The organism is Pseudomonas sp. RA_35y_Pfl2_P32 (genome assembly GCF_963970735.1).
GTDB lineage: Bacteria > Pseudomonadota > Gammaproteobacteria > Pseudomonadales > Pseudomonadaceae > Aquipseudomonas.
Genome location: NZ_CAXAQF010000017.1, coordinates 110,699 through 136,972, shown reverse-complemented (window position 1 = coordinate 136,972; position 26,274 = coordinate 110,699). Strand labels below are relative to the sequence as shown.

Below are 26,274 nucleotides of genomic sequence, written 5' to 3'. Positions count from 1 at the left end.
ACTTCAATAGCGGCACCTGGCGGGTGTCTGCTGCGTTGAGAAAACGCCCATGGTAACTGTAGAGGCAGGCAAAGCCCTAGTGCTGCCCCGGCCCTTGGTCGACCCGGGCCTGGCCGGCGATGCAATCGACTACGCTCAAGGTACGGCGCGCCGGCTCCCCTTGCCTGGCCACCCAACGTCGGAGATGACCATGTTCAAGCCCTTGAGCCCGATTGTCCTGCTCGCCACCGCCATCTGCCTCAGCGGTGCGTCCTGTCACGACCAGAGCAGTACTGACCCTGCCAACACACAGAACCCGGCCACCCTGGATGGGGGCAACAATCGATCCGGCTCCGAAATTGTGCCCCGGCAACAGATCCAGCCTCGCATGCACCGCATGTAACCCAGAGCGGCAACCCGTTGCTCAGCCTTGATTGTCCTGCGCGAGCGCCAGGTAGCTGTCGACGGCATCGTCGATAGTTGCAAAAAACGCCGCTTCGCCAAACCGCTCGAACAGTCCGAAGCGCTTGAGCTTGTCCTTGACCGGGTCCTTCATTTCGGCCACGCACAACCTGATCCCCGCCGCGTGCAGGGTGTCGTGCAGTTCGGCCAGCATGTCGGCGGACGTCACGTCGACACTGGTCACCGGCTCCGCCGCCACCACCAGCCAGCGCACCGGCGTCGGGGAGTCGGCTATGGCTTGCAGCACGCGGTCGTTGAACAGTTCGCCATTGGCAAAAAACAACGGCGCATCCCAGCGAAACAGCACCAGGCCCGGGATCAGGCTCGCGTTGGGGTAACGCTGCAGGTCGTGGTAACCCTTGACCCCGGCCGCTTGCCCGAGCACCGCGGAATAAGGACGCCAGGCGTCCCACAGGAACTCGATGATGGCGATCACAATCGCCAGGCCGATGCCCTCGATCGCACCCAGCACGGCGACGCCGATGGTGCAGACGATCGACAACCAGAACTCCCAGCGCTGGATACGGTAGATCCGGCGCAGGTCGCTGACCTCGATCAGGCCAATCGCCGAGGCAATCACCACGGCGGCCAAGGCGCTGCTGGGCAGGTCCTGCAACAGGTTCGGTGCGACCATCAACAGCACGGCCACTGCCAGCGCGCCGACCACGCCGGTGAGTTGGGTCTTGGCCCCGGCGGCTTCGGCCACTGGGGTGCGCGAAGAGCTGCTACTGATGGGAAAGCCCTGGAAGAATCCGGCGGCCAGATTGGCAAAACCCAGCCCTGCCATTTCCTGGTTCGGGTCGACATAGGTGCGGGTCCGCGCCGCATAGACCCGTGACAGCACGCTGGTGTCGGCGAACGACACCAGGGCCACGGCACAACCGCCGATCAGCACCGGGACGATGTCGGCACGGGTGATCCACGGCAGGGCGAATGCCGGCAATCCTTGCGGCAGCGAGCCCAGCACTGCCACCCCGGCCCGCGCGCCAAGGTCCAGCACAGCCACGGCGACCGTCGCGCCGACGACGGCGATGAGGATGCCCGGCACACGTTTGCTGCCCTTGAGCAGCAGGATCACTGCCAGAGTGGCAGCGCCCACGGCAAAGGTGGTCCAGTTGCTCCTGCCGTCCAGCACTGCGGTGGCGATCGACCACAGGTTGTGCAGCGGGCCATCGGAGTCGATGGAAAACCCGAACAGCTTGGGCAACTGGCTGATCAGCACTGTCACGGCGATCCCGTTCATGTAGCCATATCGGATCGGTTTGGACAGCAGTTCCGTGATGAACCCCAGGCGCGCGATACCCGCCAGGATGCACACGGTTCCCGAGACGATCGCCATCATTCCCGCCAGGGCGATGGCCCGTTGCGGATCGCCACCGGACAGGGGCAGGACCACGGCGAGGATCACCGCGGCCAGGGATGAGTCCGGCCCCAGCACCAGGATCCGGCTGGGGCCGAACAAGGCATAGGCCAGCAGCGGAATGATGGTCGCGTAGAGCCCATAGATACCGGGGACGCCCGACGCCACCGCATAGGCGATGCCCACGGGTACCAGCATGGTGGTCAGCACCAGCCCGGCCATGATGTCGTGGCGCAACCAGGCGATCGGGTAATGACGCAGCGTTTGCAGGCCGGGGAGCCAGCGGGCCCAGCCGGGCTGGCTGTCGCTGGACTGGCGATGGGCGATGCGCCCCGGTTCCGGGGCGGGAGGCAAGGGATCCGTCTGGCTCATGGGGCGGTGGCCTTCTACTGTAGAGCGAATGGAAAAATCAACGTGAAACACGACCGGCTATCACGCACGCACCCAGGTGCGCATCCCGGCGCGGCGATCATCGTGCGCTCTTCTTCCTGGCCAGCGGGTGGCGACGCTGATGGTGAAGGTCATTGCCAGGCCAGGCCAAAGATCGACCTCGGTGACTCGCTCGACCGGATCAAAAACCGCGCGCACTTTGCGTCGTCTGTGTTCGCCATGCACTGATCCTCATCACTGTTCAATCGATCTGCTGCACGTTGCGCACAATTCATCGGCCAGAACACGGATAACCTCAGCCCCTGGGGCCCGATCCAGTTTCAGTGTAGTGTGAAAAACTCTTCGTGCTGCCCGCCCCAAGGCCTGGAGGTCGAGATGCCCGCTGCCGAATCCGCCGTGCTGCAAAGCTGGCACCACAACGCCTCATCCTGGATCGACGCCGTGCGCAGCGGCAGTATTGAAAGCCGCCGACAGGTCACCGACCAGGCGATCCTGCTGGCGGTGCTGGGCCGCCAACCCGAACGCGTGCTCGACCTCGGCTGCGGCGAGGGCTGGTTGTTGCGTGAGCTGACAAAACGCGGGATCGAGGCGGTCGGCGTGGATGGCGATCAAACCCTGGTGGAGGCCGCGCGGGCGGCCGGCTCGGCGCCCGTGCACCTGGCCAGCTATCAGGAACTGGTCGAGTCCCGGGTCGACGTCGGCAACCAGTACCCGCTGATCTGCGCCAACTTCGCCCTGCTGCACCAGGACATCATCCCCCTGCTCACCGCCCTGAACGCCCTGCTCGCCCCGGGCGGCGTCCTGCTGATCCAGACCCTGCACCCCTGGACGGCGGCAGCGGGCGAATATCAGGACGGCTGGCGCGAAGAAACCTTCGCCGGGTTCAAGGGCGACTGGCAACCGATGCCGTGGTACCTGCGCACCTTGTCCAGTTGGCTCAATGCCCTGGACATGGCCGGTTTCCGGTTGAGCGCCCTGCAGGAACCGCAGCACCCACAGAGCCCGGTGCCGCAGTCACTGCTGATGATTGCCCAGCGCCAGGACTGAACACGCGCCGGCACTCAATACCTTGCAGCCTCTGGGCCGTGACACAGGCAATCCGTGGTGTCGAGTGCCCCCCCCTTCTCGATCCCGCTGCTACGCTGATTTCACTTGCCGGGGACAATGTGTTGGGTAGATCGAGGAGTGGTTGATGGCCGACTCAAGCAAAAAAATGAGCCTGACCGGGCTCACCACACTGGTGACGGTGAACATGATGGGGTCGGGCATCATCCTGCTGCCGACGAGCATGGCTCAGCTGGGGGCCGTTTCGTTGCTGTCCTGGATCGTCACGGCCATCGGCTCGATGGCCATCGCCTATTGTTTTTCCCAGTGCGGCATCTATTGCATGCGCTCCGGCGGGTTGTCCGCCTACACCGAGGAGGCCCACGCCAAATCGGGCTTCTTCCTCTGTTCGTACCTGTACTTTCTCTCGCTGGGCATCGCCAACGTGGCGGTCGCCATCTCGGCGGTGGGTTACATGACCTCGTTCGTGCCCTGGCTGGGCACGGGCGCCATTCCCTTGTTCGTCGGCACGGTCGGCCTGCTCTGGTTGACCACAGTGGCCAACTTCGGTGGCCCGCGAATCACCGGCAAGATTGGTGCGCTGACCGTATGGGGGGTGATTGTCCCGGTGGCGGGCTTGAGCATCATCGGCTGGTTCTGGTTCAAGCCCGAGGTGCTGATTGCCGCCTGGAACCCCAATGACCTGCCCATCTCCGAAGCCATCAGCAAGGCGATCCCCCTGACCCTGTGGGCGTTCCTGGGCATGGAGTCGGCGGCCCAGGCCAGCGATGCGGTGGAAAACCCCAAGCGCAACGTGCCCCTGGCCTGCCTGTTCGGCACCCTGGGTGCCGCCGTGGTCTATGTGCTGTCGACGACGGTGATCCAGGGGATGATCCCCAACGCTGAACTGGCCAACTCAAGCGCGCCCTTCGCGCTGGTCTATGCCCATATGTTCAACCCCACGGTGGGCACCATCGTCATGGCGCTGGCGGTGATGGCCTGTGTCGGTTCGCTGCTGGGCTGGCAGTTCACCCTGGCACAAACCGCAAAGATGACCGCGGACCAAGGGATGTTCCCCAGGTTCTTCAGCAAGGTCAGCGCACAGGACGCCCCCATCATCGGCATGCTGGTGTGCGGCGTGTTGCAGACCTTGATGGCGCTGTCGACCATTTCGCCCAATGCCAGCGCCCAGTTCGCCAAACTGGTCAGCCTGGCGGCGGTGACCAACCTGATTCCCTACGTGACAGCCGCCACCGGACTGCTGGTGATGATGTACAAAGCCCAGGTCAGCGCCGCGATCTACACCCGCAACACCCTGCTGTTGCTGATTGCCGTGGCCTATTCGTTGTACGCCCTGTACGCCTGCGGCAAGGATGCGGTGTTCGGCGGCTTGATCGTCCTGGCATTCGGCTACCTGCTCTACGGGTTCCTCTCCAAGCGGTTTGTCGACATCCCTGCACCCGCACCGACCGGGACCGGGACCAGTCATCCTTAGCACTGATGTGCAGATCGTACAGACAGCCGATTACGGGACCAGACGATGAATCAACAACGCACCAGAGCGACCCACCTGCTGTTCACCTGCCTGCTGGCAATGGCGCCGATTATCGCCAGCGCCAGTACCCTGGAGCGCGTGCGGGCGAGCAATACGTTGACCCTGGGCTACCTGGCGAATTTCGCTCCCTTTAGCGTCCAGACGGGCGACAAGGCCGACGGCTATGCCATCGACCTGTGCCTGAAAGTCGCCGACAAGCTCAAGAACGAGCTGGGATTACCAACGTTACAGGTGCGCTTTCAACCGGTGGCCAGCGACGACCAGATGTTGGCGGTCAGCTCGGGCCAGGTCGATATCCTCTGTACGCCGACCCCTCCCACCCTGGCGCGACGTCAGCAGGTGAGCTACTCGATACCGATCTACACCGCCGGCCTGTCGGCGGTGGTACGCCAGGATGCATCCGAGTCACTGCTCAATGTGCTGGACGGCAAGGCAGCCCGTACCGGACCGACCTGGCGGGCGACCGTCAACCATGGGTTGGCCAACCAGACCTATGCCACCACCGCCGGCGGCGTCACCGAAGCCTGGGTCCGCCAGCAAATGCAATGGCTGGGCGTGGTGTCCAGCCTGGTCACGGTGCCGGACACCGCAGCGGGCCTCAAGCGGGTCGCCGACGGCCAGGTCGACGCCTTCTTCGCCGAACGCATGCTGCTGAGCAACCTGCTCGCCAATCAGCCGGCCGCCGCCAAGCTGGTGCTGCTGGATCGAGTGTTCGAGTACTCGCCGACGGCCATGGCGCTGGCGCGCGAGGATGAAGATTTCCGCCTGCTGGTGGACACCGCCCTGAGCCAGATGTACCGCTCGGGCGAGATCGAGCAGGCCTACGCCAGGCACCTGGGCGGTGTCGGCGAGATGGCGAGAAAACTGTTCAAGGTCTATGCCATTCCTTGAGCGCGGCCGGGTCGAGAGCCCGTACCGCATGATCGGCTATGGTTGCACTGAACAGACTGCGCCCCAACTGCCGCGCCTCTTCCAGATGCACCTGCGGGTCTTGGGTTTCCGACTCCAGCAGTAACTCGGACGTCATGACCTGGGCCCCGCAGTAATCAAAAATCCCGTGATCCATCAGAGTCTTCATCGCCGCCCCATACCCATGCCGTTCGTAGGTGCTGCGGTCCGCGCCCCCCATGCCAACCAGGTGCACCTGCAAGTGCTGCAGCTTCTTCAGCAGCGGGGCGTCTGCAGTGAAATCGAACGCCCAGCCATTGGCGAACACCCGATCGATCCAGCCCTTGAGCAGCGCTGGCATCGACCACCAGAACACCGGATACACCAGCACCAGGGCATCCGCGCGGTCGATCCGGGCTTGCTCGGCTGCCACATCGGCAGGTGCCGGGGCTGCGCGATGATGCACGGCAACATCAGCGGCGCCAAACCTGGGGTCGAAGCCTTCCGCCCACAGGTCCGCGAGTTCAAATGTGTGGCCGGTATCGGCCAGACCTTGGGCAATCTGCGCCACGATACTCTGACTCAGCGAGCGTGGATCATGATGGGCGACCACGATAAGTGCGTGCATGGCAAAACTCCTGCTGACGGGTGAGGACGACGGCTATATACTTTTAGTAAGTTACCCACGATAAGTTACGTTTGGTATATAAGCATGTCAAGTCGCCAACCGCCTCAGTCAGATCCCACCGCCCCAGCGCGGCGCCGCCTGTCTCGCGAAGACCGCCTGCGTCAGTTATTGGATGTCGCCTGGCAACTGGTCCGGGAGGAAGGCACCGAGGCCTTGACCCTGGGACGCCTGGCCGAAGCAGCCGGAGTCACCAAACCCGTGGTCTATGACCATTTCATCACCCGGCCGGGGCTGCTGGCGGCGCTCTATCAGGATTTCGACGGGCGCCAGACGGCACTGATGGACGCTGCGCTGCAGGCGAGCGAACCGACCCTGGCCAGTCGGGCGAGCGTTATCGCCAGCTCCTATGTCGAGTGCGTATTGCTGCAAGGCAACGAGATACCAGGGGTGATCGCAGCGCTGGCGAGTTCGCCGGAGCTGGAAAAGATCAAGGCTGAGTACCAGGCCATCTTCATGGAGAAATGCCGCAACGCCCTCGCCCCTTTCGCCCAGGGAGCGCAGATCGGTGCGGCAGGCCTGCGAGCGATGCTCGGTGCCGCCGAGGCGCTCTCCCACGCCGCCACGACCGGTGAAATCACCCCTGCCCAGGCGCAAGACGAACTGGTTGCAACCATTGTCGCGATGGTCGAACGCAGTGGCCGCCTGGCGAGCCTTGAGTAACCGTTGACCGACGCCTCAGCGCCCCGCGGGCTTGCCACTGGACGGCTTCAGGCCTGCGGCGAGCACTTCCAGCAAGGCACTGATCCGGGGAAGCGCCTGCCGGCTCTTGTGCCAGACCAGGTTGATCGCCAGGCCATCGGTTGCCAGTTGCGGGAGCACCTCGACCAGGGTCCCCGTTTCCAGGTGCCGCTGGATCAGCCACGTCGGTAGTTGGGCAATACCGCACCCGGCCAGTACCGAGGTCAACAAACCTTCGCCATCACCCACCACCAGCGTGGCCGGCACCTGCCGGCGCTCGGATTCCCCGGTGCGGAGGCCGGAAAAACTCCACGGGCTGACATTGCCATCCACCCAGCCGTAGGCGATGCACTGATGATGCTGCAGGTCATCCTCGGACACAGGTGTGCCGTGCTGGCTCACGTACGCGGGTGACGCACAGAAGACATGCCACTCACTGCCCAGGTAGCGATGCCCCAGGGTGTCGGGCCAGATGTCCGCGCCACCGATGCGCACCACGATGTCGACGCCCTCGGCAATCGGGTCGCTGTAACGGTCGGAGAACGAAATATGCGGCACCAGCCGGGGGTGCTCCTGGGCGAACCGCAGAATGATCGGCAGCGCCTGGGCGCGGCCGAAGGCGCCGGGAAGATCCAGCCGAACCCGTCCCTGCAGCTCAGTGTTTTCGCTGTGCAGCGACAGCTGCGCCTCTTCCAGATCCGCCAACACCCCGGTACAGGTGCGGTAGAACGCCATCCCCGCATCACTCAATGCCAGGCGCCGCGTCGTGCGCTGGAACAGTCGGGCCCCCAGCCGAGCCTCCAGGCGGGCGATGCTTTTGCTGATGGCCGAGGGCGTCAGGTGCAGCCGCTCGGCGGCCACCCGAAAACTGCCAGCGTCCGCGACACAGACAAACACATCAATACCCTTCAAGCGTTCTGAGGAAAACATAGAAGCCCTGCATTAATGAATCAGATTCCGTTATTGGATGAAAAACCATCCTCAATCCGAACAGCATTCCCCAGTAAGCTGGATTCCAGCAGATCAATCAATGCCCTGCGCCTGGCAAAACGCCTGAACCCACCCTGCTGAACAATGAGGCACGGATGCTCGCCACCCTGAAACACTACCCCGGCACGGTAAAGCTGTTGCTCTGTGCCTCCCTGGTCTTGACCCTGGCGCGGGCAGTCACCCTGCCCTATCTGGTCATCTACCTGTGCGCCGACTTCGGGTTGAGCGTGGCGGAGGTGGGACTGATCATTGGCAGCAGCCTGATCGTCGGGTCGTTGTTGAGCCTCTACGGCGGGTTCCTGGTGGACAGGATGTCCAGCTACCGACTGATCCTGGCTTGCAGCGCGGTGTTTTCGCTGGGTTTTCTCGGTACGTTCCTGGCCTGCGACCTGTGGCTGTTCTACCTCTGCCTGGTGGTGATCAACCTGGCATTTGCGGTCATTGATATCGCGGTCAAATCCGGGTTTGGCCGTTTGCTGGCGCAAGCCGAGCGCAGCACGGTGTTTTCGATCAAATACACCCTGAGCAACATCGGTTACGCCGTCGGCCCATTGCTGGGCGCCGGGATGGCCAGGCTGGATATCAGTTGGCCCTTCCTGCTGTCCGCAGGGCTCGGCGCAGGGTTCTTTGGGGCCTATTGGGTGTGGGGGGACCGAGCTCTGGATGGGGTTGATGCGCCTCACCCGCCTGGCGCATTTTTGGCGATGGGCAAATGGCTGATCAAGGATCAGCGACTGGTCTGCTTCACCCTCGGCGGGCTACTCAGCGCCGTGGTCTTTGGTCAGTTCACGGCCTACCTCTCGCAGTACCTGGTGGTGACGACCACGCCTGAGTTCGCTTATCAGGTCATCAGCGCCCTGGTCACGACCAATGCCGTCATGGTGATCAGCCTGCAATACCTCATCGGCCGGAAAATCTCCCAGCGCCAATTGAACCTCTGGCTGGCAGCGGGCTTGAGCATGTTCCTGTTGGGGCTGGGCGGTTTTGCCCTGTCGACCAGCCTTGTGCTCTGGGTACTGTCCATGGCCATTTTCACCCTCGGCGAAATCATCGTGTTCCCCGCTGAATACATGTTCATCGACCACATTGCCCCAGCCCCTCTGCGGGGCCTGTACTACGGGGCACAAAACCTCAGCAACCTGGGCGCGGCACTGGGCCCGGTGCTGTGCGGTATCGTCCTGGCGAGCCAGCCTGCGCACTTTATTTTCTACATGCTTGGGTTTTTTGTTGTTGCCGGTGGGGCGTTTTACTTTCTCGGGGCTTCGGGCCTGATGACAGGCCAGCGCCTGACTGCAGATCCACCGGCCCAGAGTCAGACCAGCTGAACGCCTGCTCATGCAAGCTTGTCTTGATCAACTCAGCGAGTTGCCTGGCGGCGGGTGTGGGGGCGTTGTCACTGCGGTGAATCATGTAGCCAAGGCTCGGCACGGGGGGCAGGCCGGAAATGACGGTGAGGTGATCCGGCAAGCCGATGCGGGTTCGCAAGGTCACGCCCAATCCAGCGGCGACAGCCGCCCAGATGCCCGCAACGCTGGGGCTGGTCAGGGCGATTCGCCAGGGGATGTGTGCAGCGTCCAGGGCCTGGGTGGCAGCGCTACGTAACACGCAGGGCGCGTCGAACATGATCAATGGCAGCGGTGAATCGGCAGGACGGCTCAGCGCTGGCGTGTCACGAGCGCCGATCCAGTGCATCTGCGTTTCGCCCAGGCGCGTGGCGTAAGGCGCTGCGTGTCCAGCGTCCCACGTCAAGGCCAGGTCCAGGTCGGCGCTTTCAATCCACGCGAGCAATTGGGCATTGCGCGCCACCTTCACCTCAAGACTCACCATCGGATAGGTCCGGACGAAACGCCTGAGGATCTCGCTCAGCAAGTGTTCGGCAAAATCTTCTTGAAGCCCGAGGCGAACAGTGCCGGCTGTTTGGCTTTCATGCAGGGTCTGGAAAATGCCGTCGTTGAGTTCCAGCAGTCGACGGGCATGACTGAGCACCGATTCGCCGATGGGCGTCAGGACCAGCCCGCGCCCGGATTTGACCAGTACCGCGGTGCCGACCTGCTCCTCGAGTTTCTTCAATTGAGCGCTGACAGCGGACGTCGATCGACCCAGGCGATCCGCTGCTTTTGCAAAACTGTTGAGCTCCACGCCGGTGACGAACGTGCGCAATACATCGAGATCGAAGGTCGGCCGGCGCATTGAATGGTCCATAAATTCAGGATGATTACCCGCATTTAATCTGATATTCGGAATTATCGCGACTTGATAGTTTTCCCTTGTGGATTAGCCAATCAGAGGGAAAGTGTCATGAATACAACGATGGGCACGGAGCCTACGCAGCAGGATGAATACCCGCAGAAATTTGCCGAACTGACCGACAACCTCCTGTTCGGTGATATGTGGAAACGAACGCAACTGACGCCTCGAGAGCGCAGCCTGGTGACGGTGTCCGCACTGGTGGCGATGTACCGTCTTGAGCAACTGCCGTTTCATTTGCAACGCGCCATGGATAACGGGTTGAGTGATGAGGAACTGACTGAAGCCATCACCCATCTGGCGTTTTACTCCGGCTGGCCGACAGCCGCCTCGGCACTGAGGTTGCTCAGTCAGTCAAGGGCCAGCCTCGCCACCCGCCAGGAGTAACCGATTATGCCGTTTGCACGTATTTCACTGCATCGCGGGAAGTCCGCCGCGTATCTGCAAGCCTTGTCTCAGGCGTTGCACGACGCCCTGGTTGACTGTTTCGAGGTGCCGAAGGCGGATCGTTTCCAGGTCATTCACCAGCATGACGTAGGGGAGCTGATCTTCGATCCCGACTACCTGGGCGGGCCGCGTAGCCACGACTTTGTGCTCATCGCGATCACCGCTGGCCGCCCTCGCAGCGTCGAGACGAAACAACGTTTCTACCGCACCCTGGTGGAGAAGCTGAACCAGGCAACGGGGCTCAACCCGGAGGATGTCATGGTGGTGATCAGCACCACGGCCAGTGATGAATGGTCCTTTGGCGGCGGTCGGGGCAATTAGCCCCGGAACGCCCCCGGCGTCTGCCAACCGTCCACCCACCTCCAACCCGTCACGCTGCATGGTGACCTGCTTCAAGGCGTGCGGGCGCTTTTAGCGGGTTATCTTCTTGATCGAACCGCGCATACCAACGAGCAGTACTGTCTTCTTCGAAGCCATCACCATAGGGTAAATAGGTATGCAATGGATCTGGATTGGGAATGCGCAGTGTTTTTATGACGCTGTTGACCGCTACGTAGGCTGCGGGAAGCGGCTCGCTTTTCTTACCCAACTCAGGGAGTTCGCCCGCACGGATGATTAGCCCGTTGTCGTAACTCAGTACTTCTACATCACCCCGACCACTACCGAGGCATCACCCTACAGCCCCTACGTGAGTGATCTGAACGATACGTATCTGGACTTTGGCGGCGGCACGCCCCAAGTATTTGCATGGCAGGTGACATTGGGTGGCCCTTTTACCACTGCGTTCTTGATGCTCGTCGGCTTTCCGATTATCGGCGCTCTTTTTGGTGCAGGCCTCGGCTACGGCTGGGTTGATATGTGGGATGCGATGCAAGGCATCTTTTTAGTTGGTTATGAACCTGCCATCTGGGCGTATTTGTGCGGCCTGGGCGTCGGTCTCGCCGTGTGGCTCAACGCCCACAGTAAATACACAGAAGTCATCCCCACCCGCTTCAACCGCCAACGCCGTGAAGTCTGCTTCATGCCCAGGGGGGCGGAGGTTCCCCTGTTTGTACCCTGGGAATCACTTTCCGCCTGGGTCGTCCAGGCGCAGGGCGCGACACAGTATGGTGTGACCCGCCAGTACGGCATGGGCATGGGCTTTCACCATGAAGGTGAGCTGGTCAGCCTTGAGTTCATGTGTGGTGGCACGCAGTTGGCGATTGCCCACTGGGAGGCCGTTCGTGCCTACATGGAATACGAGGTCCATGACCTCAAGAGCATCCAGGACCCCATGGACCTGCAAGGCCCCAACGATCCGCCCCATGAGGGCATGCACACCTTCCGCAATGCCCGCGCACGCCTGCACCGCAGGATCCGCGAAAAGGAAGTCGGCTGGGTTTACGCTTTTTTCTGGTACCTCTACCACGTCATGACCTGCTGGACATTGCCCAATCGCCTCGTCGAATGGGAAGTGAAACGCATCGCCAGGGTCGGCCGCAAAAAACTGCCGGACGCCATGCAAGCCTGGTCGGCGCCGATCCCTGAAGACCAGTGGGCAACGCCCAGTGAGGCGCTGCTTCGCCTGGGTCAACAGGTCAAAACGCTCAAACAACGCAGGCCACTGCGCGCGATCACCGAGATTTTTGCCGAGGTGTATCGAAGCGAACAGGAGGCGCAGAGTGCACCCGAACGCAAATCCAAGCGTGCGCGCAAATGATGCGGGCGTCTGCCGACCGTCCCCACCCGCCTCCAGCTCGCCCTGGATCACATTCAGCTATGCAGGGCCCGCTCGTAGGCGGCCAGCACCGCTTCATGCATGGCTTCAGACATCGTCGGGTGCGGCAGGATGCTGTCGATCAGTTCGGCCTCGGTGGTCTCCAGGCCCCGCGCAATGGTGTAGCCCTGGATCATCTCGGTCACCTCCTCGCCGACCATGTGTGCGCCCAGCAACTCGCCGCTGTCCGCGTCGAACACCACTTTGACGAAGCCCTCCGTGGCCCCCATGGCAATCGCCTTGCCGTTGGCACTGAAGGGAAACTTGCCGACGTTGAGCGTCTTGCCGGCACTGCGCGCCTGGGCTTCGGTGTAGCCGACGCTGGCGACTTGCGGGTGGCTGTAGGTACAGGCCGGCACGCTGCGCGGATCCAGTGGATGGGGATTCTGACCGGCGATCTTCTCGACACAAATCACCGCTTCGTGACTGGCCTTGTGCGCCAGCCACGGCGCCCCGGCCAGATCACCGATGGCGTAGACCCCCCGCTCGCCCGTACGGCAGAACTCATCCACCACCACATGGCTATGCTGCACTTGGACCCCCGTGCCCTCCAGTCCCAGGTCCTCGACATTGCCGACAATGCCCGCGGCCACCAGCACCACATCGGCTTGCAGCGTCTCCTGGCTGTTGCCCTCCAGGCGCAACTGCACCACGCCCTGCTCCACCTGGCTACCTTGCAGCGCACAGCCGGTGTACAGGCGAATACCGTCGCGAACCAGGGCCTGCGCCACATGGGCACTGACCTCGTGGTCTTCTACCGGAAGGATACGCTCCGCCATTTCCACCACGCTGACCTGGGCACCCAGCGCGTGATAGAAACTGGCGAACTCGATCCCGATCGCACCGCCGCCGATGATCACCAGCCGCTTGGGTACGCTGTCCGGCACCAACGCCTGGCGGTAGGTCCAGAAATGCTTGCCGTCCGGCTCCATGCCCGGCAGCACCCGGGCGCGGGCACCGGTTGCCAAAATAATGTGCGGCGCCGCCAGGCTCAGATCGCCCTGCTCTGCGGTCACTTTCAGGCGCTGTGGCCCATCCAGCCGCGCATGTCCGTTGAACACCTGGACGCGGTGCTTTTTCATCAGCCCGCTAACCCCCCGATGCAGCTGGGCGGCCACCTCGCGGGACCGTTTGACGATGGCCTGCAGGTCCGGCCTGGCCGGCCCGACCTCAATGCCAAAACTGCCCGCACGGCCGATCAGGCGCAGCACGTCAGCGCTGCGCAACAGGGCCTTGGTCGGAATGCAGCCCCAGTTCAGGCAGACCCCACCCAGTTGCGCCTTTTCCACCAACGCCGTGCGCAGCCCCAGCTGGCTGGCGCGGATGGCCGCCACGTAACCGCCGGGGCCGCCACCGACGACGATCAGATCAAATTGCATTTCGCTCATGGAAACTCCCTCAAATCAGCATGCCCAGCGGGTTTTCCATCAGGCCCTTGAACACGGCCAGCCATTGCGCAGCCAATGCACCATCCACGGCCCGATGGTCCACCGACAGGGTGCAGCGCAGGACCGAACCGATCTTCAGCTCGCCGTTTTCAACCACCGGTTTTTGCTGCGTCGCGCCCACCGCCAGAATCGCCGCGTGGGGGGGATTGATGATGGCGCTGAACTGCTCGACGCCGAACATTCCCAGGTTACTGATGGTGAAACTGCCGCCCTGGTATTCCTCGGGGCGCAGACGCCCATCGCGGGCACGCCCGGCCAACTGCGCCACATCCGCGCTGATCTGCGACAGGGCCTTGCTGTCGGCATTACGCACCACCGGCGTGATCAGGCCGCTGTCGGTGGACACCGCCACGCAGACATCCGCCTGGTGGTAGCGGCGCAGTGCCGAGTCGGTCCAGGTCACGTTCATCGCCGGGACCTGCTTGAGCGCGACAGCCACCGCCTTGACGATGAAGTCGTTGATCGACATCTTCCTCGGGGCGCTCTGGTTGATTTGCTCGCGCAGGGCCAGCAAGGACTCCATCCGGCATTCCAGCTCAAGATAGAAATGCGGGACCGTGGCCTTGCTCTCCACCAGGCGGCGGGCAATGGTCTTGCGCATGCCGCTGTGGGGAATTTCATCAAAGTCGCTGGTCGACACCGACGTTGGTGCAACTGCCGGCGCTGCACCGGCAACGGGTGCCGCTTCAACATCGCGTTTGACGATGCGCCCGTTCGGCCCACTGCCCTCCAGGCTCGTCAGGTCAAGCCCCTTGGCCGCGGCCAGGCGGCGAGCCAGGGGGCTGGCGAAGACACGCCCGTGGGTAGGCGCGTCAATCAGCGGCGTCACCTCAGCCCGGGCCTGGCGTACCGGCGCCTCATCCACCACCGGCTCATTGGCCGCCGCCAGCGCACCGGCCTTGGCCAACAGCGCCGCGATATCGACATCGGTTTCGCCTCGGGCAAACAACACCCCGATGGGCGCGCCCACTTCCACTTCGCGCCCCGGCTCGACCAGGATCTTGCCCAGCACCGCATCTTCTTCAGCCGCCAGTTCGACCAGGGCCTTTTCGGTTTCGATCTCGGCGATGCAGTCACCGGCGTTGATCGCATCACCCTCCTTGAGGGTCCAGTTCTGGATCGCCGCGTGGGTGGCGTTGGCCGACACTTCCGGCATATGTAAGAGCTTGGCCATCAGGCACTCCTGTCGCTGAACAGGTCGGGACGGTAGGCGGCGATATCGGCGTACTCCACCAACTCCAGCACGTTGCCCTCCGGATCGCGGCAGAACAGCGCCTTGACATCGGGGCGCAGTTGGATCGGGGCCGCCTCGGCGCAGAAACTCGCACCGGCATTTTTCAGGTCATCCACCAGGCTGGCGATGTCTTCGACAATGAACGTCAGGTAACTCGCATGCTGCCGGTCGAGAATCAGCCCCGGTTCAGGCCGGGTCGGCGCCCGCTCGGGCGCCAGCAACTTGATACGTTCACCGTAAGGCGTCTGCAGGCGCACCACGCTGTAGCCGCCTTCGCTCAGGCCTACCAACTGCGCGGCCGCGGCCGGCATTTGCACCTGTGCGACAAAGGTGAAACCCAGCACGTCCTGATAGAAACGGCTAAGGGTCGGAAGATCAACACAGCAAATCCCCACCTCCATTGGAACCAGCATCTTCACGCTCATTGGTGTGCCCCTTTTTCACGGATGACCTGTTGCAGGCCTTGGATCACTTCCTCGGTGCGGGCACAAGCGGCGCGCTCCAGGACTTTGGAAATACTCGGCGAGCCTTCGCCCCCGGTGACACGCTGGATCGGCTGGTCGAGCCAGTCGAAGCAACGGCGCTGCAGTTCGTCCGCCAGCCAACCGCCATAGGAAGTCCCCCGGGCGCCCTGCTCGACGATCAGCACGTTGTTGGTCTTGCGAATACTGGCCTCGACGGTGGCCCAGTCGAAGCTGGCGCGGTCGAGGAAGCGCAGGTCAATGACTTCGGCGTCGATGCCGGTCTGCTCCACGGCCTCCAGGGAGTGCCCGACCATGCTCAAGTACGTGAGGATGGTCAGGTCGCGGCCTTCGCGGCGCACGGCAGCAGTGCCGAATGGAATCTGATAGTCCAGGTCGTCCACCGGCACCTCGCCGCTGTGGCTGTAGAGGTCGACGTGCTCGATCACCAGCACCGGGTCCTTGCAGGCCAGCGCGGTATTCATCAGGCCGATGTAGTCGAACGGCGTGGAAGCGGCAACGATGCGCCAACCCGGGTTAGTCACGTAGATCCCGGCCGGGTCCATGGAGTGCTGCGAGCCGTAGCCGGTGCCCATGGCGATCTTGGTGCGCAGCACCAGCGGCACGTCACTCTGCCCGCCGAACATGTGCCGGGCCTTGCCGATCTGATTGAACACCTGGTCGGCGGCGACCCACATGAAGTCGGGGTACATGAACTCCACCACCGGTTTGAATCGGCCGTCCAGGGCCATGCCGCCACCGAGCCCGCAGAAGGCGTTCTCGCTGATCGGGGTGCCGAGGATGCGCTCTGGAAAACGCTCTTTCAGGCCACGGGTGGCGCCGTTGGTACCGCCCTTGAGACGGTGCACGTCCTCACCCATGACGACGATGCTGTCATCGGTTTCCATGCGCCGGTTCATCACATCGGCGATGGCGTCGATGAACTTGCGTTGTTCAAGACCACCGCGGTAGCTCGACTGCTCACAGGTGCGGGCGTCGGCCAGTTCGCTGAGGTCGCCACGAATACCGACATCGCGAAAGTCCGGCGAAGGCCACAACGGGGGACGAATCCGTCGCTTGCCCGGTTTGCCAGCCGGGTCGGCTTCAAGCAATGCGGCAGCCGCCTGGACCATGGCCAGCTTGACGGTTTCGCGCAGGTCGGCCAGGCCGGCATCGTCGATCAAGTCGCGCTTTTTCATTTCCCGCGCCAGACGCTCCAGCGGATCTCGGGCGCGCCAGCTCTGTTCTTCTTCCTTGCTGCGATAGCCGAAGGCGCTGCCGGGGAACGGACCATTCTGGTGGAAGAACCGGTACACATCGGCCTCGATGACGGTCGGACCGTTGCCAGCGCGCATATGGGCCAGCGCTTGCTGCATGGCCAGGTAAACCGCCAGCGGGTCCATGCCATCGACCTTCCAGCTGGGGATATTGAAGCCCAGCCCACGTGCCGACAGGCGCGGCTCGGCCGTCGCTTCGTCAACCGTGGTGGAGACGGCGTACAGGTTGTTCTCGATGAAGAAACACAACGGCAGTTTCCAGGCCGCCGCCAGGTTCATGGTCTCCAGCACCGAACCGATGTTCACCGCGCCGTCACCAAAATAGGTGACCGCCACCGTGTCGGTCCGGGCATGCCGGTGGGCCCAGGCGGCACCGGCGGCCAGCGGCACACCACCGCCAACGATGGCGTTGGTGCCCAAGGCACCCGCCTCGGCCCATTGCAAGTGCATCGAACCACCACGGCCTTTGCAGAAGCCCTGGGCCAGGCCCAGGATTTCCGCCAGGGTGCGTTGCAGCAGGTCCTGGATCGGTGCAGTCACCGGCGCTTTCGGGTCGATGCCTTCGGGCATCAGGTACACCAGCGCCTTGGCCAGGAACTGGTGATGACCCCGGTGCGAGCCGTTGACTTCATCCGCCGCGCCCAGCGCCACGATCGAACCTACCGCCCCCCCTTCCTGGCCGATGCTCGAGTGCGCCGGACCGTGTACCAGGCCTTCGCCGGCCAACTCCAGCACGGTTTCTTCAAAGGCACGGATCAGGTGCAACTGACTGAGCATGGTGCCCAGCAACGCAGGGTCGGCCTGCTTCCAGTCGGCATCGGTGGAACTGAGCTCGACCCACGGCGAGGCCGGCGACAAGGCAACACTTTTCGGCATTTCAATTCTCCACAAATAACGTCAATCGACCGGCCACGGGGGGCCGGTACAACGGGGGCGGACTAGAAACCGTTGGCGGTCCAGCCGCCGTCCGACACGTAGATCTGCCCGGTGATGAAGGTCGCGCTGCCAGAGGCCAGGAACAGTGCCAGCTCAGCCATCTCGCCCGGCTCACCGAGGCGTTGCAAAGGCGTGCGCTTGCGCAGGGCCTCGACGTCCAGGCGCCCGGCGCGCTGCAGCTCTTCGACCAGCGGAGTGCGGGTGTAACCAGGGCCGATGGCGTTGACGCGGATGCCATGCCGGGCCCACTCCACCGCCAGGCATTTGGTCATGGACACCACGGCGGCCTTGGTCGCGCAGTACGCCGTGCGATCGGCGGAGTGGGACACGCCCCACATCGACGAGGTGTTGATGATCACCCCGCCCTGCTGGTCGATCATGTGCCGGGCGGCCGCCTGGGCGCAGAAGAACACGCTGTTGAAATTGATCTCGATCGCCCGGCGCCACTCGGTGGGCGTGATCTCCAGGGACGGTTTGTTGATGGATACGCCCGCGTTGTTGAGCAACACATCGATGCGCCCGAAACACGCCTTGGCGTGAGCGAAGGCCGCCTCGACGGCGGTTTCGTCGGTGACCGAGGCCTGGAAACATTCCACCCGTGTCGCTGGGAAACCTTGCTGCAACGCGCGCTTGGCGTCCGCCATGGCTTGGGCGTTGATGTCGATCAACAACAGATGCGCGCCGTTGCGGGCAAAACCTTCGGCCAGCGCCAGGCCGATGCCGCTACCGCCACCGGTCACTACCACGACTTTGTCGGCGATACCGGCATAGGCGCTGTGCTGGAAAACGGCGGGATCGTGCTGTGGCTGTTCGGCGTTTGCGGGAGAGTGATCTGGATGGGACATGGGGTTCTCACTTGTTTTTTTGTCTGGTCATACATTTAAATTAACTTGTCAGACCACCAGGCAAAAACTAACTCGCGGCCTGGGGTCTGTCAAAGGAATTTGTTGAACGTTGCCGCGTCGCAGCGATCAGAACAGCGCCAGGCTATAGCTGACAATCAGCCGGTTATCGTCCACTGACGGACCAAAATTGGAGCGCACCATGGCATTCCTCCAGCGCAACCCGAGGTTCTTCAGGGGCCCGCTCTGGATCACGTAGGACAGATCGAAATCCCGCTCCCATTCCTTGCCGCCATTGCCCCCGGCTACCGCCACGTTGTCGCCATTGACGTAGCGCACGAAGGCGCTCAGGCCGGGCACACCCAGGGCCGCGAAGTTATAGTCGTAGCGCAGTTGCCAGGCTTTCTCCTCGGCGGCGGCGAAATTGCGCACCTGGATATCGCTGGGCAGCACGGTAGTGGTGGGACTCAACCAGATGGTGCCGTCCTCGCCATACATGCGTTGCCAGGCGGCCATCAGCGTATGCCCACCGACGCCGGCACTCAGGGCGGTGTAGAACGAACGGTTGTCGATCTGCCCCGCCTTGGCCTGGCCTTCTTCCTCGGAGTCCAGCAAGCCGATGTTGGCGCCCAGCGTCCAGGCGCCGACCGGTTGTTTGTGGGTGAGCTGGATGTACCGCTGGCGGTAAATGTCCTCCAGTTGCGCCCCCCACAGGCCGACCATGGTCCGCTCCTGATTGAAGCGGTATTCGCCGCCCAGGTAGTTGTAGCGATCGGACGTGGCGAAGGCGCGACCATCGATGAACAGGTCTTCACGGTCGCTGGAGTTGCGCTGGGTGAATGAACGCATCTGCCCGGTGTTGAGGGTCAGCCCGGTGATTTCCCTGGAGGTCAGCATGGCGCCCTGGAAGGTCTGGGGCAGCAGGCGCGCATCGTTGTACTGGAGGATCGGCAGCGTCGGCAGCAGTTCGCCGACTTTCAGTTCGGTTTTCGACACTTTCAGTTTGACCGCCGCCCCCAGGCTGGAGAAGTCATCGGCCGAACCATTGCCGTCGGCGGGCAGCAACAGGCTGCCGCCGCGCCCGCCGCCACTGTCGAGTTTGACCCCCAGGCGCCCGATCAGATCGGCACCGACACCGACCGTGCCCTGGGTGTAGCCGGACTGGGCGTTGAGCAAGAAGCCCTGGGCCCACTCCTCGCTCTTGGCCTTGGCAGCGCCGCTGTCACGGAAGTCGCGGTTGAAGTAGAAGTTGCGCATCTGCACGGTGGCCGTAGCGTCCTCGATGAAACCATGCTCCTGGGCCAAGGCCAGGCCCGGCAACGTACTGAGCAACAGCAGCGGTCGTGCGGTGAAGTGTTTAGGTAGGCTCATTGTTATTGTTATTCCTGGTGGATTGCAGGTGCAGCGATCCCTGGCGGGCACAGCGCCGCCACGGAATCAGCGTGAAAATGGCAGTCAGAGCTGCCGGTTGAACGCGGTGGCGGCCTCAGACCGCCAGCCACTCCTTCATCAGGTTCGGGTCGGCGGTCAGCGCCTGGGGCGTGCCCTCGAAGACGATCCGCCCATGGCCCATCACGCACACGCGACTGGAGACCTTGAGGGCGATGGTCAATTTCTGCTCCACCAGCAGGATCGATACCCCGCGCCGATGAATGTCGCGAATGGCCTCGGCAACCACTGCGACAATCTTCGGCGCCAGGCCCTCGGTGGGCTCGTCGATCAGCAGCACCTTGGGACAGCCCAGCAGCGAACGGCACAGGGTCAGCATCTGTTGTTCGCCCCCTGACAGGTTGCCGGCGCCCGTGTTGCGCCGTTCGCGCAGCCGTGGGAAGTAGTCGAACATCTGCTCGACGGTCCATGCCGTGGCGCCGTCAGTGGGTGCCTGTTGGCCCATGCGCAGGTTTTCCTCGACGCTCAGATTGGCAAACACCTCGCGCTCTTCCGGGACAAATCCGACGCCGGCGCGATTGATACGGTACGGGCGCAGCCCGGTCAGTTCCCGCCCCGCCAACTGGATGCTGCCGGCACTGGGCGGCACCAGGCCCATGACCGCTTTCAGGGTGGTCGAACGCCCGGCGCCATTGCGCCCCAGCAGGCTCACCACTTCGTTGTGCGCGATGTTCAAGTCGACACCATGCAACACATGGCTTTTGCCGTAGTGCACATGCAGGTCGCTGATTGACAGCAGGTGTTGCGAGGTCGGGTTCATGCGCATTGCTCCTCACCCAGATAGGCTTCCTGTACCCGCCGGTCGGTGCGGATCTGTTCCGGTGTACCGGTGGCGATGACTTCGCCGTAGACCAGCACACTGATGCGGTCGCACAGGGAGAACACCACGTCCATGTCATGTTCGACGATCAGCAGTGAACGTCCCTGGGTCACCTCGCGGATCAGGTTCAGGGCGTAGTCGGTTTCTTCATGGGACATGCCCGCCATCGGCTCGTCGAGCAGGATCACCCGGGGGTCACAAGCCAGGGTCATGCCGATCTCCAGGGCACGTTGTTCGGAGTAGGACAGTTCGGCTGCGCACACCGCCTGCTTATCCTGTAGCCGCACCTGTTCAAGCAGTTGCTCGGTCTGGGCGCGCACCTGGGGGTAACGCTGGATCGAGCGCCAGAAGTGGTACTGCAGCTGGTGTTTGCGCATCACCGCGATGCGCAGGTTTTCGAACACCGAAAGCCCGGGAAAAATGTTGGTGATCTGGAACGAGCGCGACAAGCCCAGATGATTGATGTGCTCTGGCGAATAGCCCTGGATCGGCTCATCAGCGAGGAGAATCTGCCCGCTGCTGGGCTGCAATTGCCCGGAGATCAAATGGAACAAGGTCGATTTGCCCGCCCCGTTGGGACCGATCACCGCGTGGCGTTCGCCGGCGCGCAGCTCAAGCTGCGCACCACGAATGATGTGGGCCTCGCCGAACGACTTGTGTACATCGCGTAGTTGCAGGATCGCACCGCTCATGGCTGGTCTCCTTCGACCCGAGGGCTGAGGGCGGCGCACGCGGCCGCCGGTTCTTCGTCCAGCAGGCGCAGCCATTGATGGCGGGCCAGCTTCAGCACCAGCAGCCCCACCAACCCCAACAGCAACGGTACGCTCCAGGTCAGCAGCGCGCCCGGCAACCATTCGCGGCCGAACAGGCTGATCGCAGGCCAGGCCTGATCCGCCATCAGCAATGCCTGATAGTCCTGACTGAACACCCGTTGCACGGTCTCGATCGCAAACACTACGGCCAGGCTCAACAACCCCGCACTCAGCAGTGCCGCCAGTGCTGCCGGGATGATTGCCAGCCAGCCGCGTCGACGAATCTGCGCCGTCCAGCACAGCACCAGCCCGGCCAGGCCGCTGGGCATGAACATCATCACCAGCACGAACAGCAGCCCCTGATACAGCAACCAGGATTGCGTGAGGTCGGAGGCCGCATTGCCAAAGAAGGTCATCAGCGCTGCGCCCAGTACCGGACCGAGGAACACATTGACGCCACCGATGTAGGTGTTGAGTACCACCTCGGCGGAAAACCGCATGTCGAACAGCACGTAGTTGGCCGACTCCAGGTTCAGTGCCTGCAGGCCCCCGGCAATCCCGGCAAACATCGCCGACAAGGCGAACACCAGTACCCGCAGGCGATGCACGTTGTAGCCCAGGAACTGCAACCGATGGCCGTTCTCGCGCAGGGCAAAGGTCAAGCGTCCCATGGGGGTCAGCGTGAAGGCGTAGAGCAAGGCGATCGACAGCACCACCCAGCCCAGCGTCAGGTAGTAGACCTGGGTGGCATCCGCGAAATCCAGGCCCCAGGCCGCCGTGCGCATGGAGGAAATACCGGCCTCGCCACCGAACAGGGTACTCAGGTGCGGGGCCAGGGAATGCAGCAACTCGGCCAGTGCCAGGGTGATCATGGAGAAATACACGCCCGCGCGCTTCGTCGCGAACCAGCCGGCGCACAGGCCACAGACAAAGCCGCCCATGGCCCCGATCAACGGCAGCAACGGCGTTGGCAGCAGGCCTTCGCCATTGAGCGCGTTCATCGCGTGCAGCGTGGCGAACGAACCCACGCCGAAGTAGGCCGCGTGGCCGAACGAAAGCATGCCGCCCTGCCCGCACAACAGGTTGAAGGCACAAGCAAACAAGGCCGCAATCAGCATCTGGATGGCCGCATTGACCATCGCCGCCGGCAGGAGGGCGGGCAGCACCAGCAACGCCAGCAGCAATACCGCCAGGAGGATTTTCGTCAGTTTCATGGTTTATCCCTTCTCGCCCATCAACCCGGACGGCCGGATCAGCAAAATCAGCAGCATCAGCGCAAACGGAATGGTTGCCGCCACGCTGGACACCTTGAGGGTCATCAGCCCGCCCATCTGCCGCGCCCAGTCACCCGCCCCCACCAAGCCCAAGAGCGACGCGAGGCTGAGGTCCACCCCCACGGCGAAAGAAGAAATCAGCCCGATCAGCAGCGACGCGATCATGGCCCCGGCCATCGAGCCCAGGCCACCCACCACCACCACGACAAACACGATCACCCCCAGTTCCAGGGCCATGTTTGGGTTGGTGGTGTAGAACGCCCCCGCCAGTGCCCCGGCCAGGCCGGCCAGCGCTGCGCCGATGCCGAACACCGCCATGAACACCAGCGGCACGTTGTGCCCCAGGGCCTCGGCCATTTGCGGGCGATGGATCGCCGCCCGCACGACGATGCCGACACGGGTGCGGGTCAACAGCAGATAGATCAGGCCAAACACCAGCAACGACACTCCACCCATCAACAAGCGATAGAACGGATAATCCGTACTGAACACCTGGAAGGCGGCAAAGTTGAGGAACTCCGGCACCCGGTACTCGACGGAAAAGTTGCCGTAGAACAGCTTGATCAGCTCGGCAATGATGAACGTCAGGCCGAAGGTCAGCAGCAGCTCGTGAGCGTGACCGTGCTGGTGTACCCGGCGCAGGAAAAACCGCTCGACGATCACCCCGAGCAGGCCCACCAGCACGGTCGAGAGCAGCACCGCACTGGCAAAGCCGACAAACTTCTGCAGGGTGTAGGCCAGGTAGGCGCCCACCATATAGAAGGAGGCATGGGCAAAGTTGAGCACCCCCATCATGCCGAAGATCAAGGTCAGGCCGGCCGAGACCATGAACAGCAGCAGGCCGTAGATCACGCCGTTAAGCAGTGAAACTGTAAGAAATTCCATAGGCGACTCCAGCGTTCGCGATGGACAGGAAGGCGTGCCGGGCTGGCACGCCACGCAGGTCATTCGGGCCGTTGCATCCGGCAGGCTTGCTGGACAGGCGCAGCGGCCTGATCGGCACTGAACGACTTGATCGGCACAAAGCCCATGTCGGTGCCGTCTACGGTGTAGAGGGCCTCTTTCGACACCACCGACACCACGAACGGCATCAGCAACTGGTGATCCTCGGCGCGCATGCGCACATCACCCAGCGGGTTGCTGTCGCTGGCTTTTTCCAGGGCCAGGGCGAAGCTGCGGGTATTGAGGCGCCCGTCTTCGGCCGGTAGTTTTTTCAGCACATTGCCGACCATCTGCAGGGCGAATACGGTTTGTGGCTCGATATAGGCAGGCAGGTGACCGGTCTTGGCCTGGTACTCGCTGGCAAAGGTTTTGCCCGATTCGCCCGCGGCCTCGATGTTGAAGGGATGGGAAACGTAGTGACCCAGCGCGACATCGCCGGCGTTGGCCAGGTTGCCCGGTTGATCGAGAAAAGCGGTACCGAAGCGTAGTTTCAGGCCCGCGGCGCGACTGGCCTTCATCAGCAGCAACAGGTCGTTGCCCCAGTTGCCCGTCAGCACGGTTTCAGCGCCAGAGGCCTGGATGCGTGCGATGTAGGGAGAGAAGTCCTGCACCTTCTGGGTGTCGTGCAGGCTCTTGCCCACCAGTTGATAACCGCCAGCGGCGGCGTTTTCAGTGATGGCTTGCTCCATGTCCAGGCCCCAGCTGTAGTTCTGGTTCATGGAATAGACTTTGCTGCCCAGGGTGCCCGCCTCTTTCATCGCCGCGACCAGGGTCTTGACCCGGATCGGCGCGTTACCGTTGAAGCGGAAGTGATAGAAGTGGCATTTGCTGCCGGTCAGTTCAAGCGCTTCACCGCCGACATTGAGGAACACCACCTCCTTGCCCTTATTGCGCAGGTTGTACTTGCGCACGTCTTCGGTGATCTGCCCGGCGGCCACTGACGATGCACCTTGAACGATCATTTGGGCGCCGCTGCCAATGGCGGCCTTGAGTTTCTCGGAGGCGCCCGCCGGGGTGCCCTGGCTGTCGAATTCGAGGAGCTGGATGGGTTCGCCGTTCCAGCCGCCCTCGGCATTCAGCCGTTCGATCTGAAAACGCGTGGCGGCGCGGAACATTTGCCCGGTGGCGGCCGACGGCCCCGACAGGGTCTCCACCAACGCCACTTTCAAAGGATCGGCGCAGGCGATACCGGCGAACAGGGTCGTGCCGAGGGTGAGCAGACGCAGCGTGGTCTTGGTGTGCATGGAAACCTCGTTTTTTATTGTTATTTACAATCTGGTAGAACATTAGCCATAGCTTGTCTGACCAGTTGGCAAAAACTACGTCAAGCCTGACCCGAAGTCAAAGCACCCGAGCCAGGAATTAGCATTTTATTTTTTATCGATTGACTCGCAGGCCTTGAAAATAGCCGGTTCTACACAAGATTATTTTTTTCAAACACTTGTAAGACCACAACTCAATCCTTCACTATCAGCAGCTCATCACTTCGATACCCGTACGCGTGCTGCCTCCCGGCAGAGGACTGAACAATGAAAAGCGATAACGTGCCCCCCTACCAGCCCCTGCCCATGGAGATCGTTCACTGGCTCAGTGGCGAAATCCAGTCCGGACGGCTGGCTACCGGCGACCAACTGCCCAGCGAACGGCAACTGTGCGAACAGTTTTCGGTCAGCCGTGCGGTGGTGCGTGAAGCCTTGTCGCAGCTCAAGTTCGAGGAATTGATCACGACTCAGCAAGGCAAGGGCGCGTTCGTCGCCAAGCGCGGCGAGCGCCATGCGTTTCGTTTGAAAGAGGTTTCGCTGGGCGAAGAGGATGCATTGCTGCATATCCTCGAATTCCTGATCACCATTGAAGTAGGCGCCACGCGCCTGGCAGCCTTGCGTCATACCCCCGAAGACTTGAAGAAGATCCGCCAGGCCCTGGTGGGCATGGAGTACGCCATGGTCAATGACCAACTCGGCGACGAAGAGGACTACGCCTTCCACCAGGCGATTGTCGCGGCGACGCACAACCCGCATTTCAAGTCGCTCAACGAGTACCTCGACCACAGTGTCCGCCGGCTGATTCGCGAGGCTCGCAGCAACACCGCGGAAATCTACAACGAGCTGATCCAGGACGTGCAGGACGAACACCAGGCCATCTTCCAGGCCATCCAGGCGCGCGATCCGGTGCTGGCCGGTGAAGCTGCCGAGCGTCATCTGCGCAATGCCGCCAAGCGCATGAACATGTACCTGCAGGCCTGATCCCCCTGCAGCACCTTGACACCGAAAAGCCAAGCCTTCTACCATCCTGTCAGACAACAACAAAATATGTCAGACAGGCCAATAATCATGACCGCCATCAGAGCGCTGTTGC

Annotated in this window: 26 protein-coding genes and 1 pseudogene; 11 read left to right on the top strand and 16 right to left on the bottom strand. The window is 62.6% G+C overall.

From position 1 onward, the window contains the following. Positions 1 to 49: 49 nt before the first annotated feature. The gene (locus tag AACY45_RS18410; protein WP_339546767.1) at positions 50 to 382 is read left to right on the top strand and encodes a hypothetical protein; all 333 of its coding nucleotides are present in this window, start codon (positions 50 to 52) and stop codon (positions 380 to 382) included. A 21-nt stretch (positions 383 to 403) separates the two neighbouring features. Here AACY45_RS18410 and AACY45_RS18405 read toward each other — a convergent pair whose 3' ends face one another. After that, on the bottom strand, positions 404 to 2,173 hold the full coding sequence (locus AACY45_RS18405; RefSeq protein ID WP_339546766.1) for a SulP family inorganic anion transporter: 1,770 nt from the start codon (positions 2,171 to 2,173) through the stop codon (positions 404 to 406). Between the two features lie 42 nt (positions 2,174 to 2,215). Between AACY45_RS18405 and AACY45_RS18400 the strand changes: the two genes are divergently transcribed. The 4 genes from AACY45_RS18400 to AACY45_RS18385 all read left to right on the top strand — a co-directional run bounded on the left by AACY45_RS18400 (position 2,216) and on the right by AACY45_RS18385 (position 5,681). Then, positions 2,216 to 2,419, top strand: coding sequence for a hypothetical protein (locus tag AACY45_RS18400; RefSeq protein ID WP_339546765.1), 204 nt, complete (start codon positions 2,216 to 2,218; stop codon positions 2,417 to 2,419). Positions 2,420 to 2,566: 147 nt separating this feature from the next. Further along, on the top strand, positions 2,567 to 3,238 hold the full coding sequence (locus AACY45_RS18395) for a class I SAM-dependent methyltransferase (protein WP_339546764.1): 672 nt from the start codon (positions 2,567 to 2,569) through the stop codon (positions 3,236 to 3,238). 145 nt (positions 3,239 to 3,383) lie between these two features. Next, entirely contained in the window at positions 3,384 to 4,730 is a 1,347-nt protein-coding gene (gene potE, locus AACY45_RS18390) for a putrescine-ornithine antiporter (RefSeq protein WP_339546763.1), read from the top strand. A gap of 45 nt (positions 4,731 to 4,775) precedes the next feature. Further along, positions 4,776 to 5,681 (top strand): amino acid ABC transporter substrate-binding protein, encoded by a 906-nt coding sequence (locus AACY45_RS18385; RefSeq protein WP_339546762.1) that lies wholly within the window; start codon positions 4,776 to 4,778, stop codon positions 5,679 to 5,681. On the opposite strand, the gene AACY45_RS18380 is transcribed toward AACY45_RS18385, so the two are convergent. Further along, positions 5,659 to 6,306 (bottom strand): NAD(P)H-dependent oxidoreductase, encoded by a 648-nt coding sequence (locus AACY45_RS18380; protein ID WP_339546761.1) that lies wholly within the window; start codon positions 6,304 to 6,306, stop codon positions 5,659 to 5,661. The two genes, AACY45_RS18385 and AACY45_RS18380, sit on opposite strands and share 23 nt — an antisense overlap. An 84-nt stretch (positions 6,307 to 6,390) precedes the next feature. On the opposite strand from AACY45_RS18380, the gene AACY45_RS18375 reads away from it, so the two are divergent. Beyond that, positions 6,391 to 7,026 (top strand): TetR/AcrR family transcriptional regulator, encoded by a 636-nt coding sequence (locus AACY45_RS18375; RefSeq protein WP_339546760.1) that lies wholly within the window; start codon positions 6,391 to 6,393, stop codon positions 7,024 to 7,026. A 15-nt stretch (positions 7,027 to 7,041) separates the two neighbouring features. Here AACY45_RS18375 and AACY45_RS18370 read toward each other — a convergent pair whose 3' ends face one another. Then, on the bottom strand, positions 7,042 to 7,974 hold the full coding sequence (locus AACY45_RS18370; protein WP_339546759.1) for a LysR family transcriptional regulator: 933 nt from the start codon (positions 7,972 to 7,974) through the stop codon (positions 7,042 to 7,044). 155 nt (positions 7,975 to 8,129) lie between these two features. Between AACY45_RS18370 and AACY45_RS18365 the strand changes: the two are divergent. Then, positions 8,130 to 9,299 (top strand): annotated as a pseudogene (locus tag AACY45_RS18365) (MFS transporter); the annotation flags it as partial. Here the strand turns inward: AACY45_RS18365 and AACY45_RS18360 are convergent. Beyond that, the gene (locus tag AACY45_RS18360; protein ID WP_339546758.1) at positions 9,235 to 10,224 is read right to left on the bottom strand and encodes a LysR substrate-binding domain-containing protein; all 990 of its coding nucleotides are present in this window, start codon (positions 10,222 to 10,224) and stop codon (positions 9,235 to 9,237) included. The pseudogene AACY45_RS18365 and the gene AACY45_RS18360 overlap by 65 nt on opposite strands. A gap of 108 nt (positions 10,225 to 10,332) precedes the next feature. On the opposite strand from AACY45_RS18360, the gene AACY45_RS18355 reads away from it, so the two are divergent. Next, on the top strand, positions 10,333 to 10,668 hold the full coding sequence (locus AACY45_RS18355; protein ID WP_339546757.1) for a carboxymuconolactone decarboxylase family protein: 336 nt from the start codon (positions 10,333 to 10,335) through the stop codon (positions 10,666 to 10,668). A 6-nt stretch (positions 10,669 to 10,674) separates the two neighbouring features. After that, positions 10,675 to 11,049 (top strand): tautomerase family protein, encoded by a 375-nt coding sequence (locus AACY45_RS18350; RefSeq protein ID WP_339546756.1) that lies wholly within the window; start codon positions 10,675 to 10,677, stop codon positions 11,047 to 11,049. Positions 11,050 to 11,098: 49 nt separating this feature from the next. Here the strand turns inward: AACY45_RS18350 and AACY45_RS18345 are convergent, their stop codons facing one another. Further along, positions 11,099 to 11,341 (bottom strand): type VI immunity family protein, encoded by a 243-nt coding sequence (locus AACY45_RS18345; protein ID WP_445261201.1) that lies wholly within the window; start codon positions 11,339 to 11,341, stop codon positions 11,099 to 11,101. A 75-nt stretch (positions 11,342 to 11,416) separates the two neighbouring features. Here AACY45_RS18345 and AACY45_RS18340 point away from each other — a divergent pair, with 75 nt between their 5' ends. Next, positions 11,417 to 12,427 carry a hypothetical protein gene (locus AACY45_RS18340; protein WP_339546755.1) on the top strand — a complete coding sequence of 337 codons (1,011 nt, stop codon included), beginning with the start codon at positions 11,417 to 11,419 and terminating at the stop codon, positions 12,425 to 12,427. A gap of 53 nt (positions 12,428 to 12,480) precedes the next feature. On the opposite strand, the gene lpdA is transcribed toward AACY45_RS18340, so the two are convergent. From lpdA to AACY45_RS18285, 11 genes are all read right to left on the bottom strand, one after another. Continuing rightward, the gene (lpdA, locus tag AACY45_RS18335; protein ID WP_339546754.1) at positions 12,481 to 13,872 is read right to left on the bottom strand and encodes a dihydrolipoyl dehydrogenase; all 1,392 of its coding nucleotides are present in this window, start codon (positions 13,870 to 13,872) and stop codon (positions 12,481 to 12,483) included. A gap of 10 nt (positions 13,873 to 13,882) precedes the next feature. Continuing rightward, positions 13,883 to 15,106 (bottom strand): pyruvate dehydrogenase complex dihydrolipoamide acetyltransferase, encoded by a 1,224-nt coding sequence (locus AACY45_RS18330; protein WP_339546753.1) that lies wholly within the window; start codon positions 15,104 to 15,106, stop codon positions 13,883 to 13,885. Next, positions 15,106 to 15,591 carry a VOC family protein gene (locus AACY45_RS18325; protein WP_339546752.1) on the bottom strand — a complete coding sequence of 162 codons (486 nt, stop codon included), beginning with the start codon at positions 15,589 to 15,591 and terminating at the stop codon, positions 15,106 to 15,108. Before AACY45_RS18325 ends, AACY45_RS18330 begins: the two co-directional genes overlap by 1 nt. Then, entirely contained in the window at positions 15,588 to 17,780 is a 2,193-nt protein-coding gene (locus tag AACY45_RS18320) for an alpha-ketoacid dehydrogenase subunit alpha/beta (RefSeq protein WP_339546751.1), read from the bottom strand. The genes AACY45_RS18325 and AACY45_RS18320 overlap by 4 nt, the downstream gene beginning before the upstream one ends. Positions 17,781 to 17,842: 62 nt before the next feature. Next, a complete protein-coding gene (locus AACY45_RS18315) occupies positions 17,843 to 18,685 on the bottom strand; it encodes an SDR family NAD(P)-dependent oxidoreductase (protein ID WP_339546750.1) in 843 nt (280 codons plus the stop codon). Positions 18,686 to 18,811: 126 nt separating this feature from the next. Next, positions 18,812 to 20,059, bottom strand: coding sequence for an OprD family porin (locus AACY45_RS18310; RefSeq protein WP_445261200.1), 1,248 nt, complete (start codon positions 20,057 to 20,059; stop codon positions 18,812 to 18,814). A 109-nt stretch (positions 20,060 to 20,168) separates the two neighbouring features. After that, entirely contained in the window at positions 20,169 to 20,891 is a 723-nt protein-coding gene (locus tag AACY45_RS18305) for an ABC transporter ATP-binding protein (protein WP_339546748.1), read from the bottom strand. Beyond that, entirely contained in the window at positions 20,888 to 21,643 is a 756-nt protein-coding gene (locus tag AACY45_RS18300; RefSeq protein ID WP_339442895.1) for an ABC transporter ATP-binding protein, read from the bottom strand. Before AACY45_RS18300 ends, AACY45_RS18305 begins: the two co-directional genes overlap by 4 nt. After that, entirely contained in the window at positions 21,640 to 22,917 is a 1,278-nt protein-coding gene (locus tag AACY45_RS18295) for a branched-chain amino acid ABC transporter permease (RefSeq protein WP_339442894.1), read from the bottom strand. Before AACY45_RS18295 ends, AACY45_RS18300 begins: the two co-directional genes overlap by 4 nt. Positions 22,918 to 22,920: 3 nt before the next feature. Further along, positions 22,921 to 23,862 carry a branched-chain amino acid ABC transporter permease gene (locus AACY45_RS18290; RefSeq protein WP_339546747.1) on the bottom strand — a complete coding sequence of 314 codons (942 nt, stop codon included), beginning with the start codon at positions 23,860 to 23,862 and terminating at the stop codon, positions 22,921 to 22,923. Positions 23,863 to 23,921: 59 nt separating this feature from the next. After that, on the bottom strand, positions 23,922 to 25,163 hold the full coding sequence (locus AACY45_RS18285; protein WP_339546746.1) for a branched-chain amino acid ABC transporter substrate-binding protein: 1,242 nt from the start codon (positions 25,161 to 25,163) through the stop codon (positions 23,922 to 23,924). A 285-nt stretch (positions 25,164 to 25,448) separates the two neighbouring features. On the opposite strand from AACY45_RS18285, the gene AACY45_RS18280 reads away from it, so the two are divergent. Then, positions 25,449 to 26,162, top strand: a complete 714-nt coding sequence (locus AACY45_RS18280) for a FadR/GntR family transcriptional regulator (RefSeq protein ID WP_095170122.1) — start codon at positions 25,449 to 25,451, stop codon at positions 26,160 to 26,162. Positions 26,163 to 26,274 lie beyond the last annotated feature (112 nt).

Bases quoted from the DNA above. Each gene is read 5' to 3' on its own strand.
- AACY45_RS18410 (WP_339546767.1), top strand. From the start codon at position 50: ATGGTAACTGTAGAGGCAGGCAAAGCCCTAGTGCTGCCCCGGCCCTTG.
- AACY45_RS18405 (WP_339546766.1), bottom strand. From the start codon at position 2,173: ATGAGCCAGACGGATCCCTTGCCTCCCGCCCCGGAACCGGGGCGCATC.
- AACY45_RS18395 (WP_339546764.1), top strand. From the start codon at position 2,567: ATGCCCGCTGCCGAATCCGCCGTGCTGCAAAGCTGGCACCACAACGCC.
- potE (WP_339546763.1), top strand. From the start codon at position 3,384: ATGGCCGACTCAAGCAAAAAAATGAGCCTGACCGGGCTCACCACACTG.
- AACY45_RS18385 (WP_339546762.1), top strand. From the start codon at position 4,776: ATGAATCAACAACGCACCAGAGCGACCCACCTGCTGTTCACCTGCCTG.
- AACY45_RS18380 (WP_339546761.1), bottom strand. From the start codon at position 6,306: ATGCACGCACTTATCGTGGTCGCCCATCATGATCCACGCTCGCTGAGT.
- AACY45_RS18375 (WP_339546760.1), top strand. From the start codon at position 6,391: ATGTCAAGTCGCCAACCGCCTCAGTCAGATCCCACCGCCCCAGCGCGG.
- AACY45_RS18370 (WP_339546759.1), bottom strand. From the start codon at position 7,974: ATGTTTTCCTCAGAACGCTTGAAGGGTATTGATGTGTTTGTCTGTGTC.
- AACY45_RS18360 (WP_339546758.1), bottom strand. From the start codon at position 10,224: ATGCGCCGGCCGACCTTCGATCTCGATGTATTGCGCACGTTCGTCACC.
- AACY45_RS18355 (WP_339546757.1), top strand. From the start codon at position 10,333: ATGAATACAACGATGGGCACGGAGCCTACGCAGCAGGATGAATACCCG.
- AACY45_RS18350 (WP_339546756.1), top strand. From the start codon at position 10,675: ATGCCGTTTGCACGTATTTCACTGCATCGCGGGAAGTCCGCCGCGTAT.
- lpdA (WP_339546754.1), bottom strand. From the start codon at position 13,872: ATGAGCGAAATGCAATTTGATCTGATCGTCGTCGGTGGCGGCCCCGGC.
- AACY45_RS18330 (WP_339546753.1), bottom strand. From the start codon at position 15,106: ATGGCCAAGCTCTTACATATGCCGGAAGTGTCGGCCAACGCCACCCAC.
- AACY45_RS18325 (WP_339546752.1), bottom strand. From the start codon at position 15,591: ATGAGCGTGAAGATGCTGGTTCCAATGGAGGTGGGGATTTGCTGTGTT.
- AACY45_RS18320 (WP_339546751.1), bottom strand. From the start codon at position 17,780: ATGCCGAAAAGTGTTGCCTTGTCGCCGGCCTCGCCGTGGGTCGAGCTC.
- AACY45_RS18315 (WP_339546750.1), bottom strand. From the start codon at position 18,685: ATGTCCCATCCAGATCACTCTCCCGCAAACGCCGAACAGCCACAGCAC.
- AACY45_RS18305 (WP_339546748.1), bottom strand. From the start codon at position 20,891: ATGAACCCGACCTCGCAACACCTGCTGTCAATCAGCGACCTGCATGTG.
- AACY45_RS18300 (WP_339442895.1), bottom strand. From the start codon at position 21,643: ATGAGCGGTGCGATCCTGCAACTACGCGATGTACACAAGTCGTTCGGC.
- AACY45_RS18295 (WP_339442894.1), bottom strand. From the start codon at position 22,917: ATGAAACTGACGAAAATCCTCCTGGCGGTATTGCTGCTGGCGTTGCTG.
- AACY45_RS18290 (WP_339546747.1), bottom strand. From the start codon at position 23,862: ATGGAATTTCTTACAGTTTCACTGCTTAACGGCGTGATCTACGGCCTG.
- AACY45_RS18285 (WP_339546746.1), bottom strand. From the start codon at position 25,163: ATGCACACCAAGACCACGCTGCGTCTGCTCACCCTCGGCACGACCCTG.
- AACY45_RS18280 (WP_095170122.1), top strand. From the start codon at position 25,449: ATGAAAAGCGATAACGTGCCCCCCTACCAGCCCCTGCCCATGGAGATC.